The sequence below is a fragment of the Pseudomonas sp. GL_093 genome, from assembly GCF_057837605.1.
The window spans coordinates 6837200-6850993 of sequence record NZ_CM174448.1 but is presented as its reverse complement, the minus strand read 5'-3'; the positions used below and the strand labels follow the sequence as shown (position 1 = coordinate 6850993).

Genomic DNA, 13794 nt, shown 5'->3' with positions numbered 1-13794 from the left:
AACCTGTGGGAGCGAGCAATCGAGCGTCGACCGGCTGCTCCCACAAAGTCATCAATGGCTGCCGGAGTGGCCGAACCCGCCAGTGCCGCGCTGGGTTTCGACGAACTCTTCGACCATCTCGAAATGCGCTTGAACCACCGGTACCAGCACCAACTGGGCCAAACGTTCGCCAACGACCATGGTGAATTCGGTCTGGCCACGGTTCCAGCACGACACCATCAACGGTCCTTGATAATCGGAGTCGATCAGGCCGACCAGGTTGCCCAGCACGATGCCGTGCTTATGGCCCAGGCCGGAGCGCGGGAGAATCAGCGCTGCCAAACCCGGATCGCCAATGTAGACAGACAGGCCTGTCGGGATCAGCAGGGTTTCGCCCGGCTTGATGACGGTGTCTTTTTCCAGCATGGCGCGCAGGTCGAGGCCGGCGGAGCCTGGCGTGGCGTACTGCGGCAGCGGGAATTCGGTACCGATGCGAGGGTCGAGGATCTTGGCTTGCAAAGCGTGCATGTAAATTAAACCTGGTTCAGACGTTCGGCGATAAAAGTGATCAGCTGGCGAGCAATCTTGCTCTTGCTGGTCTGGGCGAAAAGTGTGGCGTGTAGCTGGCGGTCGATCACGCTGCAGGCGTTTTCTTCGCTGTTGAAGCCAATGCTCGGGTTGGCGACGTCGTTGGCGACGATCAAATCGAGGTTCTTGTCTTTCAACTTGCGGGCAGCGTAGTCGAGCAGGTGTTCGGTTTCGGCAGCGAAACCGACACTGAACGGACGGTCGGGGCGTGTGGCAATGGTGGCCAGGATGTCCGGGTTACGCACCATCTGTAGCAACAAGCCGTCGCCGTTCGTAGGGTCTTTCTTGAGTTTCTGTGGGGCGACGACTTCCGGGCGGTAATCCGCGACCGCTGCTGAGGCGATGAACAGGTCGCAAGGGATCGCGGCTTCACAAGCGGCGAGCATGTCGCGGGCACTGACCACGTCGATGCGCGTGACGCGATCCGGGGTTGGCAGGTGCACCGGGCCGGTGATCAGCGTTACGCGGGCGCCGGCTTCCACCGCGGCTTCGGCCAGGGCAAAGCCCATTTTTCCGGAGCTGTGGTTGGTGATGTAGCGCACCGGGTCGATGTTTTCCTGGGTCGGGCCGGCGGTGATCAGCACGTGTTTACCGGTCAGTGCCTGACGCTGGAAGCAGTCCGCCGCGAGCTGGGCGAGGTCGGTGGCTTCGAGCATGCGGCCCATGCCGACGTCGCCACAGGCCTGGCTGCCGGAGGCTGGGCCAAAGGTTTTCAGGCCACGGCTTTCGAGGGTTTGCAGGTTGGCCTGGGTCGCCGGGTCGCGCCACATGGCCTGGTTCATCGCCGGGGCAACGGCGACCACGGCGTCGGTGGCCAGCACCAGCGTGGTCAGCAGGTCGTCGGCAATGCCTTGGGCCAGGCGGGCAATGAGGTCCGCGGTGGCGGGAGCGATCAGCACCAGGTCGGCCCATTTGGCCAGTTCGATGTGGCCCATGGCGGCTTCGGCCGCGGGGTCCAGCAGGTCGAGGTGGACCGGGTGGCCGGATAAGGCCTGCATGGTTAACGGCGTGATGAACTCGCTGCCGCCACGGGTCATGACCACGCGCACTTCGGCGCCCTGGTCGATCAGTCGGCGAACCAGGTCGGCGCTCTTGTAGGCAGCAATGCCGCCGCCGACGCCCAGAACGATGCGTTTCCGATACAGCCGCTGCATAGGTCTGCCTTTCATTTCGTTGATGACTGCATGGCGATACCCCCTCCCCAGGAGTGAAATCGCCCGCAAAAAAGATGGGCTACGATATCACAGCGACCGCTACGGAACAGCGGCGCCCACAGACCAGGGAGGTGCTATGAGTATTCGTGATTGGCCGGCGGCGGAACGGCCGCGGGAGAGGTTGCTTGAGTTGGGCTCGGGGAGCCTTTCAGACGCCGAACTGCTGGCGATTTTTTTACGAACGGGCGTGTCGGGTAAAAGCGCGGTAGATCTGGCGCGACACCTGTTGAGTCAGTTTGGCAGCCTGCGCTCACTGCTCGAGGCCGATCAAGCAGCATTCAGCCGGCAGTTGGGGCTCGGGCCGGCGAAATTCGCTCAGTTGCAAGCAGTCCAGGAAATGAGCCGGCGGCATTTGGCCGAACGTGCGCGCCAAAAATCGGCGCTGGAAAATCCGCAGGCGGTTCGTGATTACCTGAAGTCAATGCTGCGCCATGAGCCTCACGAGGTGTTCGGCTGTCTGTTTTTGGATTCCAGGCATCAAGTGCTGACCTTTGAAGTGCTGTTTCGCGGCTCCATCGACAGCACCAGTGTCTATCCGAGACAAGTGGTTAAGCGCGCATTGGCCCACAACGCCGCAGCGTTGATCCTCTGCCATAACCATCCGTCGGGTAATACCAACCCCAGTCAAGCCGACCGAATGCTGACCAAGCGCCTGCAAGAGGCGCTGGACCTGATCGATGTGCGGGTGCTCGACCATTTCATCATCGGTGACGGCGATCCGCTGTCCATGGCTGAGTACGGGTGGATGTAGCTCTGGAGGGAGAATACAAACCCACTGTAGGAGCGAGCCTGCTCGCGATGGCGTCGTGTCAGTCACCTTGTCCGGTAACTGAAAGATTGCAATCGCGAGCAGGCTCACTCCTACAGGTTTTGTGTATGGCGGGTTATTTGAGGTTGACCTTCGAGTAATCCTGACGACCAAACGGGCTGACCGAGTAGCCCTCAACGTCCTTGCGCGTCAGCGCGAAGGCGGTCGGGTGGGCCAGCGGCAGCCACAGCGCCTGCTGCTGGATCTGTGCCTGGGCCTGTTCGTAGAGCTTGGTACGCACACCTTGCTCGCCGGTGGTCTTGCCGGCGCTGATCAGCTTGTCCAGGTCCTGGTTGCAGTAGCGGGCGAAGTTGGTGCCGGACTTGACCGCGGCGCAGGAAAACTGCGGCGTGAGGAAGTTGTCCGGGTCTCCGTTGTCGCCGGCCCAGCCCATGAACAACAGATCGTGTTCACCGGCCTTGGCGCGGCGAATCAGTTCGCCCCATTCGATCACCCGAATCTCGGCCTGAATGCCGATTTCCGCGAGGTCCGATTGCAGCATTTGAGCGCTGAGGCTCGGGTTCGGGTTGAGCAGACTGCCAGAAGGTCGGGTCCAGATGGTGGTCTGGAAACCGTCCTTGAGCCCGGCCTTCGCCATGAGTGCTTTGGCTTTTTCGATGTCATGCGGATAACCCGGCAGGCCTTTGGCATAGCTCCAGGTGTTCGGCGGGTATGGACCATTGGCAGGTTCGGCGGTGTCTTCGAACACGGCTTTGATGTAGCTGGCCTTGTCGAACGCGAGGTTGATCGCCTGGCGCACTTCAGGCTTGTCCAGCGGTGGATGCTGGCTGTTGATGCCGACGAACGCGGTCATGAAGGCGTCAGTCTTTTCCACTTTCAGGGTCGGTTCTTTCAGCGCTGCCTGTACGTCCAGAGGCTTGGGTGACAGGGCGATCTGGCACTCGTTGCGGCGCAATTTCTGCAAACGCACGTTGGCGTCAGGGGTAATGGCGAAAATCAGCGGATCCACTGAAGGCTTGCCGCGGAAGTAATCCGGGTTGGCCTTGTAGCGAATCGAGGCATCTTTCTGGAAGCGCGTGAAGATGAACGGCCCGCTGCCGATTGGCTGGCTATTGAGCTTCTCCGGGGTGCCGGCCTTCATCAGTTTGTCGGCATATTCGGCGGAGTAGATCGAGGCGAAACCCATGCTCAGCGTCGCGAGGAAGGTCGAGTCCGGGTGATCGAGGGTGAAGCGCACGGTGAGCGGGTCCAATGCGTCGATCTTCTTGATCAATGCTGGCAACTGCATCGACTGGGCGTGCGGGAAGCCGCTTTGGGCGACTTTGTGCCACGGGTTGGCCGGGTCGAGCATGCGGTCGAAGCTGAACTTCACGTCTTCGGCGGTCAGGTCACGCGTCGGACTGAAGTATTCGGTGCGGTGAAACTTCACCTGCGGGTGCAATTTGAAAACATAGGTCAGGCCGTCGGGCGTGACTTCCCAGCTGTCCGCGAGGCTGGCGACCACTTTGCCGCTGGCGGTATCGAAGTCCACCAGACGGTTCATCAGCACGTCGGCCGAGGCGTTGGTGGTGGTCAGCGAGTTGTACTGCACCACGTCGAACCCTTCCGGGCTTGCCTCTGTGCAGACGCTCAGAGCGGCGGCATGGGCCAATGGGCTCAGCAGAAGCGGGGCGAGCAACAGCGGTAGGGCAGCGAGGCGCATGGTCGGATTCCTTTACAGATCGAAGGCCCATCTGCAAGTGCAGTCTGGAAAAGGCTTACCCTAGTGGGCTCTTTTGTAAATGACTATCCCCTTTTTCATTTTAAGGGGACTATAGGCGATTGTTTTCGGTGAGTACCGGTTGAGCAAAACCCTGGATTGGCCTGTTGGCCGATTCTCTGCGACGAGCGGTCTTCATCGACGATAGCCTTTATCCAAGGCGCTCGGAGCCAGAAAAACGGGGTTTTTATTAAGTCTGTGCACACGGAATGTTGTTGCTCTCCAGTCTTTCTGGTATAAAGCAGCGCTCTTTTCTAGGGGCCCGGTTCCTTCACTGTAGGTGTAGCCGGTAAGACCTCTAAAGAAACGCGGCGCCTGGCGCCAAATGACTGAGAGATTAAGCGGCCAACCCATGCCGGGTTGGGCATGTGGTTTTAGAGGGCTGAGGCATGTCGAGAGTATGTCAAGTTACCGGTAAGGGTCCGGTGACTGGGAATAACATTTCCCACGCAAACAACAAAACCCGTCGTCGTTTCCTGCCGAACCTGCAGCATCACCGCTTCTGGGTTGAAGAAGAGAAACGTTTCGTGCGTCTGCGCGTATCTGCCAAAGGCATGCGTATCATCGACAAGCGTGGCATCACTGTCGTGCTGGCCGAAATCCGCAAAGCTGGCAAGATCTAAGGGAGCTAATCATGCGTGAATTGATTCGTTTGATTTCGAGCGCCGGTACTGGTCACTTCTACACTACCGACAAGAACAAGCGCACTACTCCGGACAAAATCGAGATCAAGAAATTTGATCCGGTTGTTCGCAAGCACGTGATCTACAAAGAAGGCAAAATCAAGTAATTGATTTTTCCCTCTTACGAAAAAGGCCCGTATCTCGCGATACGGGCCTTTTTTGTTGCCTGGGGTTTTGTGTTGCCCTTCAGGGCCTCATCGCGAGCAAGCTCGCTCCCACAGGTTTTGTGATCGGCACAGATCCCCTGTGGGAGCGAGCTTGCTCGCGATGAGGCCGGCTGGGACAACCCAAATCCTCAAGCCTTCTGTTCAAACGCCACATAGATCTTGCGGCAAGGCTCCAGCACTTCCCAGGTGCCCCTGAACCCCGCAGGAATCACGAAGCGGTCACCCGCGCGCAGGGTTTTGCTGTTGCCGTCGTTGTCGCGTAGTACCGAAACCCCTTGAACGATTTCGCAGTATTCATGTTCGGTGAAGTTCACCGTCCATTGCCCGACGTCGCCTTCCCATACGCCGGCGTTCAGCTGGCCGCACGGACTGTTGTAGTGGTTGTACACCGCTTGCTCGGGATCGCCCTTGAGGACTTTCGTCGGGTCTGGTCGATAGCGCTCGGGCGCGGTCGTGGCCTGGCTGAAGTCGACGACATCCTGGATATTCATTGTTGTAATTTCCCGTGATTGCCTGAAAAGCCCAAAGTCTATGTTTATTAAAATGAACACCGCAAGGCCGTTTGCCGACCTTGTGTCAAATATATTGAAACAACCCCGGCCACTGGTTTAGGGTGGCAGTTGCCTTGGGCCGAAAAAGCAGGCTGGCCGGGCAGAATTCCTGACAGCGCCCGCGAAGACCGTGGAGCGTTCGTATTCAATAAGAGGAGGACACTCGTATGACCACCCTGACTCGTGCCGATTGGGAACAACGGGCTCGCGATCTGAAGATCGAAGGCCGCGCCTACATCAATGGCGAATACACCGATGCTGTCTCCGCCGAGACCTTCGAGTGCATCAGCCCGGTCGATGGCCGTCTGCTGGGCAAGATTGCCAGCTGTGACGCCGCCGACGCCCAGCGCGCTGTTGAAAACGCCCGCGCCACCTTCAATTCCGGCGTCTGGTCGCGCCTGGCCCCGACCAAACGCAAAGCCACCATGATCCGTTTCGCCGGCCTGCTGAAACAGCACGCCGAAGAGCTGGCCCTGCTTGAAACCCTGGACATGGGCAAGCCAATCAGCGATTCCCTGTACATCGACGTTCCAGGCGCGGCGCAAGCCCTGAGCTGGAGCGGTGAGGCCATCGACAAGATCTACGACGAAGTGGCCGCGACTCCCCATGACCAGCTGGGTCTGGTGACCCGCGAACCGGTCGGCGTTGTCGGCGCCATCGTGCCGTGGAACTTCCCGCTGATGATGGCGTGCTGGAAACTCGGCCCGGCGCTGTCCACCGGTAACTCGGTGATCCTCAAGCCATCCGAAAAATCGCCGCTGACCGCCATCCGCATCGCTGCGCTGGCCGTTGAAGCCGGTATCCCGAAAGGCGTGTTGAACGTCCTGCCAGGTTACGGTCACACCGTCGGCAAGGCCCTGGCCCTGCACAACGATGTCGACACGCTGGTGTTCACCGGTTCGACCAAAATCGCCAAGCAACTGCTGATCTACTCCGGCGAATCGAACATGAAACGCGTCTGGCTCGAAGCCGGCGGTAAAAGCCCGAACATCGTGTTCGCCGATGCGCCGGACCTGCAAGCTGCCGCTGAATCGGCGGCCGGCGCCATCGCCTTCAACCAGGGCGAAGTCTGCACCGCTGGCTCGCGCCTGCTGGTGGAGCGTTCGATCAAGGATAAATTCCTGCCGCTGGTGATCGAGGCCCTGAAAACCTGGAAGCCGGGCAACCCGCTGGATCCGGCAACCAACGTCGGCGCGCTGGTGGATACCCAGCAGATGAACACCGTGCTGTCCTATATCGAATCCGGCCACACCGACGGCGCCAAACTGGTGGCGGGCGGCAAGCGCATTCTTCAGGAAACCGGTGGCACTTACGTTGAGCCGACGATTTTCGACGGCGTCAGCAATGCGATGAAAATCGCTCAGGAAGAAATCTTCGGCCCAGTGCTGTCGGTGATCACTTTCGATACCGCCGAAGAAGCCATTGCGATTGCCAACGACACCCCTTACGGCCTGGCCGCGGCGGTGTGGACCAAGGATATTTCCAAGGCCCACCTGACTGCCAAGGCACTGCGCGCTGGTAGCGTGTGGGTCAACCAGTATGACGGCGGCGACATGACGGCGCCGTTCGGTGGCTTCAAGCAGTCCGGCAACGGTCGCGACAAGTCGCTGCACGCGTTCGACAAGTACACCGAGCTGAAGGCGACCTGGATCAAGTTGTAAGCACCACACAACGAAGATCCCCTGTGGGAGCGAGCTTGCTCGCGATAGCGGTCTGACAGTCGACGTCAATGTTGAATGTGAAACTGCCATCGCGAGCAAGCTCGCTCCCACATTTGTTTTGTGTTGTCTGTGAAAAATAATATCCACAGGAGCGTGGGAAATGCGTTGGGCGACTTATTTCGCCGTGTTGGCGTCTGTCTTGAGTGTCGGCCTGGCGCTGGGCGTCAGCATGCCGTTGGTGTCGTTTCGCCTGGAAGGCTGGGGTTACGGCTCGTTCGCCATCGGTGTGATGGCAGCGATGCCCGCCATTGGCGTATTGCTGGGGGCAAAGATCTCCAGCCATCTGGCCGCGCGTCTGGGCACGGCCAATCTGATGCGTTTGTGTCTGTGGGCCGGGGCGTTGTCCATCGGTTTGCTGGCGCTGTTGCCAAGCTATCCGATCTGGCTGGTATTGCGGCTGATGATCGGGGTAATCCTGACCCTCGTCTTCATCCTTGGCGAAAGCTGGATCAACCAGCTTGTGGTTGAAGAGTGGCGCGGTCGATTGGTTGCGCTGTATGGCAGCAGTTATGCGCTGAGTCAGCTGGCCGGGCCGTTGCTGCTTGGCGTTGTGGGCACCGAACACGATTACGGGTTCTGGGTCGGCGTCGGTTTGCTGACGGCGGCACCGTTCCTGTTGCTGGGCCGCAGCGGCGCACCGGCCAGTGAAGCCAGCAGCGTGACCTTCAGCGACTTGCTGGGTTTCTGCCGTGGCCTGCCGGCGATTGCCTGGGCGGTGTCGCTGTTCGCTGCGTTCGAAGCGATGATCCTGACTTTGTTGCCGGTTTATTGCCTGCGTCAGGGCTTTACGACGGACATTGCGCTGGCGATGGTCAGCACGGTGGTGGTGGGTGATGCCTTGCTGCAATTGCCGATTGGCGCACTGGCTGATCGCTTGTCGCGACGTACGTTGTTCACCGGGTGTGCGGTGGTTCTGCTGATATCGAGCCTGGCCATCCCGTTGTTGATCGACACGTTGCTGATCTGGCCGTTGTGGGTGTTGTTCGGTGCCAGTGCCGGCGGCTTGTTCACCTTGTCACTGATCCTGATCGGCGAGCGTTATCGCGACGATGCGCTGGTGCGCGCCAATGCGCATATCGCGCAGCTGTGGGGTATCGGTTGCCTGATCGGACCGCTGGCGGCCGGTGCCGGCAGTCAGTGGATCAGCGGGCATGCGTTGCCGTTGCTGATGGCGGCCGGTGCGCTGGGGTTGGTGATTCTGCTGAGGCGCCAAGGCGCGTTTGGCGCGGTGGCGGAGCCGGCTTAAACCTGTGGGAGCGAGCTTGCTCGCGATGCGGCCTTAACATTCAATATTGATGTGGGCTGATACACCGCAATCGCGAGCAAGCTCGCTCCCACAGGGTTACAACATCCGCTCAAGGCCGACGGTGGTGCTCATCCACGCATTGAAGCGACGCCACCAAGTCCCCGGCTCCTTGGTCAGCGTGTGCATTTTGCCGTCGTCCTCGGTGACCCAGACGACCTGGCCATTTTCCAGTTTCGCCTGATAACTCAAGGGCGGCGCCATGCCTTGAAACGCCAGTTCACGCACGCGCGCGGCGAGTTCCGGGCTGTCCACCAGTACCCCGACTTCGGTATTCCACAGCACTGAGCGTGGGTCGAAGTTGAAAGATCCGATGAACGACTTCTGCTGGTCAAAGATCATCGCCTTGCTGTGCAGGCTGGAGTCGTAGCCGCGGTAGGACTTGCTGTAGAACAGATGGGGGCCGCTGCCGCCGCCTCCGGGCTGGCGACGCAATTCGAACAGCTGCACGCCATGCTCCAGCAGCGCCTTGCGATACGGCGCGTAACCGCCATGCACCGCCGGGACGTCAGTAGCTTCCAGTGAGTTGGTCAGCAGGCTTACCGACACCCCGGCATCGGCGCGCCCGGTCAGGTACACCAGCCCCGGTTGGCCGGGTACGAAGTAGGCCGAAATCATGATCAGCTCTTTGCTGACGCCATTGAGCTCGGGCGCCAACTGCGTGGTCAGCAGCAACTGGGGGTCGGGCTCACCGTCGGCCAGCACCTTGCTCGGTGCGTCCCACAGCGCCTGATTCCAGGCCCAGATCAACTCCCGACGCCAGATTGCCAGGCGCGGGTGAGTGCTGTAGGTCATCAACTGCTGGTAGAGCGCGTGATTCTGTTTGCGCGTTTCCTCAAGCGATTCTTCCAGTCGGGTCCGGGTGTTTTCCAGGTCCCTGGCCGTCGGTTTGCTCGAGAGGAACTCGTCGATCGGCTTGCTCAGCGCACTGTTCCAGTATTGGTCGAAACTGTGCCCCAGCTGTTCGGCGACCGGGCCGACGCTGAGCATGTCGATGTCAGTGAAATTCAGGTTGGGTTCGGCATCGAAGTACTCATCCCCCAGATTGCGTCCACCGACGATGGCCATGCTGTTGTCGGCCAGCCACAGCTTGTTGTGCATGCGCCGGTGTTGCTGCGACAGGTTGAGCAACCGTCCCACTGTTCGTGTCACGCCGGTGCTGCGACCCAAGTGCAATGGGTTGAACACACGGATCTGGATCTGCGGATGTGCCGCCAGCGTGGCGATGATCCGGTCCAGGCCATCGCTGGTGGTGTCGTCGAGCAGAATGCGCACGCGTACGCCGCGGTCGGCAGCCTTGAGCAGTTCATCCACCAGCATCCGTGTGCTGATGCCGTCATGCACGATGTAGTACTGCAAATCCAGGCTGCTTTGGGCGTTGCGGATCAGCTCGGCGCGGGCGGTGAAGGCTTCGGTGCTGTCGGAGAGCAGGCGAAAGCCGGATTGTCCCTGATGGGGGGCCGCCTGAGCCTGAATCGAGCGACCGAACGCCGAGTCGCTGGCGGGCAGCGCTTGGCTCGGTTCGCGCGGAACGTTGAGCGTCGCACAGCCGCCGAGGAACGAGGCGAGTAACAGAAGAGCGAGCAGGGGCTGTCTGACTCTCACGTGGGATCGTTCCGATTGGCGGCAGGTGTCGGCATATGGACGCTGGATTCCCGAGAAAGGTCAGTCGGTGAAGCAGTCGGTTTCCGCGAGCAGTTTGATCGCTGCGGCGCCGACCTTGCGCACCGCTTCTTCAATTTGCGGCGTTGGCTTGGCAGCGTAGTTCATCCGCAGGCAATTGCGGTACTTGCCCGAGGCGGAAAAGATACTGCCGACGGCAATCTGTACGCCTTGATCATGCAGCGCACGATTCAGTTTCAGGGTGTCGAAACCCTCCGGCAGCTCGACCCAGAGCATGAAGCTGCCCTGGGGGCGACTGGCTCGGGTACCGGCCGGAAAATAGCGGCTGACCCAATCGATCATCACGTCGCGATTGCGCTGGTATTGCGTACGCATCCTTCGCAAATGCGGCTCGAAGTGCCCCGCTTTGAGGAATTCGGCGATGGCAATCTGCGGCTGCGGCGCCGTGGAGCCGGTGCTGATGTATTTCATGTGCAGCACCCGTTCCAGATACCGTCCCGGCGCCACCCAGCCAATACGCAGCCCCGGCGCCAGGGTCTTGGAAAAGGAACTGCACAGCAGGACGCGGCCATCTTCGTCGAAGGATTTGATCGTGCGCGGGCGCGGGTAGGTGTAAGCCAGTTCGCCATACACATCATCCTCGATGATCGCTACGTCGAAACGCTGTGCGAGCGTCAATAACGCGCGTTTTCGTGACTCCGGCATGATGTAGCCCAGCGGGTTGTTGCAGTTGGGGGTCAACTGTATGGCCTTGATCGGCCATTGTTCCAAGGCCAGTTCGAGGGCATCGAGGCTGATCCCGGTGAGCGGGTCGGTAGGGATTTCCAGGGCTTTCATGCCCAGGCCCTTGAGGGTCTGCATGGCGCCGTGAAAGCTTGGCGAGTCCACGGCTACGATGTCGCCCGGCTCGCAGATGGCGCGGATGCTGGTGGACAGCGCTTCGTGGCAACCGGTAGTGATCACCAGGTCGTGGGCCGTCAATTGGCAACCTGAATCGAGCAGCAGACGGGCAATCTGTTCGCGCAGTTCGAGGGTGCCGTAGATGTTGTCGTAATACAGACCGGGCATGTCCTGCCGCCGGCTGATTCGCGCCAGGTTGCGCAGCAGCGGTTTCATGGTCGGCGTGGTGATGTCCGGCATGCCGCGACCCAGTTGCACCACATCCTTGCGTGGCACTGCGCGGATCAGTTCCAGCACTTGATCCCACTGGGAAATATCCACCGGACGCTGGGCCGGGCGTCCAATGGCCGGAAGCTCCGGCAGTTCGCGACCCACCGGTACGAAGTAACCCGACTTGGGTTTCGGTGTCGCCAACCCGCTGTCTTCCAGCACGCGATAGGCCTGCTGCACCGTGCTCAGGCTGACGCCGTGTTCAACACTCAACGCCCGCACTGACGGCAGCCGGTCACCGGGGCGATAGAAGCCCTGTTCGATCCGCGTGCCGAGTAGTTCGGCGAGGTTGACGTAAAGGGTCATGGCGCAGTCTCGGTGTGGGTGATTCGGTTAACCAGTACAGATGGGGCGGAAATATAGGATTCAGACGCTGAAACGCAAAATCTGTATGGAGTTAATACAGTCTCGTTGAATCTGTAATGCTTTTCGCCTCCCGCGCATCATGAAAGCTCTGGCTACCCAAGTAAACAGGAGCAATCAAAATGAACGGCTTGAGCGATGTGCGGCTGACGTTACACAGTCAGGAACTGGCGGCAGGGCAAATCAACGGCGCACGTGAGGCGGTCATGCGCAACGCACCGTCCGGCCTGGGTCGCTGGAGTCTGTTCTGGCATCGTCTGCACACGCGCAAGGCATTGCTGGAGCTCACGACTGAGCAGCTAAGGGATGTCGGGTTGAGTCGGGAGCAGGCGCGGGAGGAGGGGCTTAAACCCTTCTGGCGGATCTGACTTCTTTGGCGCCCTCAAGGCCCAATCGCGAGCAAGCTCGCTCCCACAGTTGATCTGTGTCGTTCACAAATCCCCTGTGGGAGCGAGCTTGCTCGCGATGGCGCCGGAACAGACACCAAAAACTGATCAGACCAACTCTTTAAGCCGATGCCACAACATCCCCAGCGCAAGCAGTGGCGAGCGCAAATGCCTGCCCCCCGGAAAGGTGATATGCGGCACCTTGGCAAACAGATCAAACCCGCCACCCTGCTGACCACTGATAGCTTCAGCCAACAACTTTCCCGCGAGGTGCGTGGCATTCACGCCATGACCGGAATAAGCCTGGGCGTAATACACATTCGGCTGATCCTTTAACCGCCCGATCTGCGGCAGGCGATTAGCGCCAATGCCGATCATCCCGCCCCATTGATAGTCGATCTTCACCCCGGCCAGTTGCGGGAAAACCTCCAGCATCTTCGGCAGCATGTACGCGGCGATGTCCTTCGGGTCGCGACCTGAATAATGGCAGGCGCCACCAAACAGCAAGCGTCGGTCCGCCGAGAGCCGGTAGTAATCCAGTGCCACCCGTTGATCACACACCGCCATGTTCTGCGGCAGCAGCGAGTGAGCCAGTTCTTCGCTCAAGGGCTCGGTGGCGATGATGTAGCTGCCGGCGGGCAGCACCTTGCCGCCGAGTTCGGGATTGAGTTCATTGAGGTAGGCGTTGCAGCCCAGCACCAGCGTCTTGGCGCGAACCGAGCCCTGGGCGGTATGGACCTTGACCTCGGGGCCATAATCGATGCGGGTGACCGCGGATTGTTCGAACAGCTTCACCCCCAACTGCTGGGCGGCTGCCGCTTCGCCCAGTGCCAGGTTCAGCGGGTGCAGATGCCCCGAGCCCATGTCGATCAAACCGCCGACGTAGCGGTCGGAACCCACGACAGAATGCATTTCACTGGCTTGCAGCAGACGGGTTTCGTAACGGTAACCGAGACTGCGCAGCTCTTCGGCGTCTTCGGCAAAACCTTCGAGGTCGCGAGGCTTGTTAGCGAGGTCGCAATAACCCCAGGTCAGGTCGCAAGGGATCTGAAAACGCTCGACGCGCTGTCGGACGATTTCCACCGCTTCCAGGCCCATGAGTTTCATCTGACGCACGCCGTCCGCACCGACCACGTTAGCGAACTGATCGAGGCCATGGCCGATGCCTCGAATCAACTGCCCGCCATTGCGTCCGCTGGCGCCCCAACCAATTTTGTGGGCTTCGAGCAGGATCACACTGAAGCCGCGTTCGGCCAGTTCGAGCGCCGTGTTCAACCCGGAGAATCCACCACCGACCACGCACACGTCAGCCACCAGGTCAGCTGTGAGCACCGGATGATCGGGCTGCGGCAGGCTGCTGGCGGCGTAGTAAGAAGCAGGGTGCTGGTGGTTCGGGGCCGGTTGCTGAGCACGGGCATTCATGTGCGTGTTCCTGATTCTTGTGTTTAGAAAATTTGACGGAGCATAAGCCGGACCTTCGGACACGGGCAACACTGGTCGGTTGGTGCTGTCTGGATC

13 protein-coding genes are annotated in these 13794 nt (G+C 60.1%); 6 read left to right on the top strand and 7 right to left on the bottom strand.

The features are described from left to right. Window positions 1-51 precede the first annotated feature (51 nt). Both dut and coaBC read right to left on the bottom strand, forming a co-directional pair. Complete coding sequence (dut, locus tag AC3IUE_RS31665; protein ID WP_056738676.1) at window positions 52-507, bottom strand: dUTP diphosphatase; 456 nt, start codon at window positions 505-507, stop codon at window positions 52-54. Window positions 508-512: 5 nt separating this feature from the next. Then, window positions 513-1721, bottom strand: a complete 1209-nt coding sequence (gene coaBC, locus AC3IUE_RS31660; protein ID WP_056738678.1) for a bifunctional phosphopantothenoylcysteine decarboxylase/phosphopantothenate--cysteine ligase CoaBC — start codon at window positions 1719-1721, stop codon at window positions 513-515. A gap of 136 nt (window positions 1722-1857) precedes the next feature. Between coaBC and radC the strand changes: the two genes are divergently transcribed. Further along, window positions 1858-2532 carry a RadC family protein gene (radC, locus tag AC3IUE_RS31655; protein WP_056738679.1) on the top strand — a complete coding sequence of 225 codons (675 nt, stop codon included), beginning with the start codon at window positions 1858-1860 and terminating at the stop codon, window positions 2530-2532. 133 nt (window positions 2533-2665) lie between these two features. Here radC and AC3IUE_RS31650 read toward each other — a convergent pair whose 3' ends face one another. Then, window positions 2666-4252: an ABC transporter substrate-binding protein gene (locus AC3IUE_RS31650; protein WP_489264640.1), complete on the bottom strand. Its 1587-nt coding sequence runs from the start codon at window positions 4250-4252 to the stop codon at window positions 2666-2668. A 446-nt stretch (window positions 4253-4698) separates the two neighbouring features. Between AC3IUE_RS31650 and rpmB the strand changes: the two genes are divergently transcribed. Together rpmB and rpmG are read left to right on the top strand one after the other, a co-directional pair. After that, entirely contained in the window at window positions 4699-4932 is a 234-nt protein-coding gene (gene rpmB, locus AC3IUE_RS31645) for a 50S ribosomal protein L28 (protein WP_007894701.1), read from the top strand. 11 nt (window positions 4933-4943) lie between these two features. Continuing rightward, the gene (gene rpmG, locus AC3IUE_RS31640; protein WP_007894709.1) at window positions 4944-5099 is read left to right on the top strand and encodes a 50S ribosomal protein L33; all 156 of its coding nucleotides are present in this window, start codon (window positions 4944-4946) and stop codon (window positions 5097-5099) included. A gap of 188 nt (window positions 5100-5287) precedes the next feature. Here rpmG and AC3IUE_RS31635 read toward each other — a convergent pair whose 3' ends face one another. Continuing rightward, window positions 5288-5650 (bottom strand): cupin domain-containing protein, encoded by a 363-nt coding sequence (locus tag AC3IUE_RS31635; RefSeq protein ID WP_046045049.1) that lies wholly within the window; start codon window positions 5648-5650, stop codon window positions 5288-5290. Between the two features lie 227 nt (window positions 5651-5877). Here AC3IUE_RS31635 and AC3IUE_RS31630 point away from each other — a divergent pair, with 227 nt between their 5' ends. Continuing rightward, complete coding sequence (locus tag AC3IUE_RS31630) at window positions 5878-7371, top strand: aldehyde dehydrogenase (protein WP_008150178.1); 1494 nt, start codon at window positions 5878-5880, stop codon at window positions 7369-7371. Between the two features lie 160 nt (window positions 7372-7531). Beyond that, window positions 7532-8677, top strand: coding sequence for an MFS transporter (locus AC3IUE_RS31625; protein ID WP_489264639.1), 1146 nt, complete (start codon window positions 7532-7534; stop codon window positions 8675-8677). A 96-nt stretch (window positions 8678-8773) separates the two neighbouring features. On the opposite strand, the gene AC3IUE_RS31620 is transcribed toward AC3IUE_RS31625, so the two are convergent. Together AC3IUE_RS31620 and AC3IUE_RS31615 are read right to left on the bottom strand one after the other, a co-directional pair. After that, window positions 8774-10339 (bottom strand): phospholipase D family protein, encoded by a 1566-nt coding sequence (locus AC3IUE_RS31620; RefSeq protein WP_489264638.1) that lies wholly within the window; start codon window positions 10337-10339, stop codon window positions 8774-8776. 60 nt (window positions 10340-10399) lie between these two features. Further along, window positions 10400-11833: an aminotransferase-like domain-containing protein gene (locus AC3IUE_RS31615; RefSeq protein ID WP_489264637.1), complete on the bottom strand. Its 1434-nt coding sequence runs from the start codon at window positions 11831-11833 to the stop codon at window positions 10400-10402. A 179-nt stretch (window positions 11834-12012) separates the two neighbouring features. Between AC3IUE_RS31615 and AC3IUE_RS31610 the strand changes: the two genes are divergently transcribed. Further along, window positions 12013-12258 (top strand): DUF1127 domain-containing protein, encoded by a 246-nt coding sequence (locus AC3IUE_RS31610; RefSeq protein ID WP_489264636.1) that lies wholly within the window; start codon window positions 12013-12015, stop codon window positions 12256-12258. 126 nt (window positions 12259-12384) lie between these two features. Here the strand turns inward: AC3IUE_RS31610 and AC3IUE_RS31605 are convergent, their stop codons facing one another. Further along, on the bottom strand, window positions 12385-13698 hold the full coding sequence (locus tag AC3IUE_RS31605; protein ID WP_489264635.1) for an NAD(P)/FAD-dependent oxidoreductase: 1314 nt from the start codon (window positions 13696-13698) through the stop codon (window positions 12385-12387). Window positions 13699-13794: the final 96 nt, after the last annotated feature.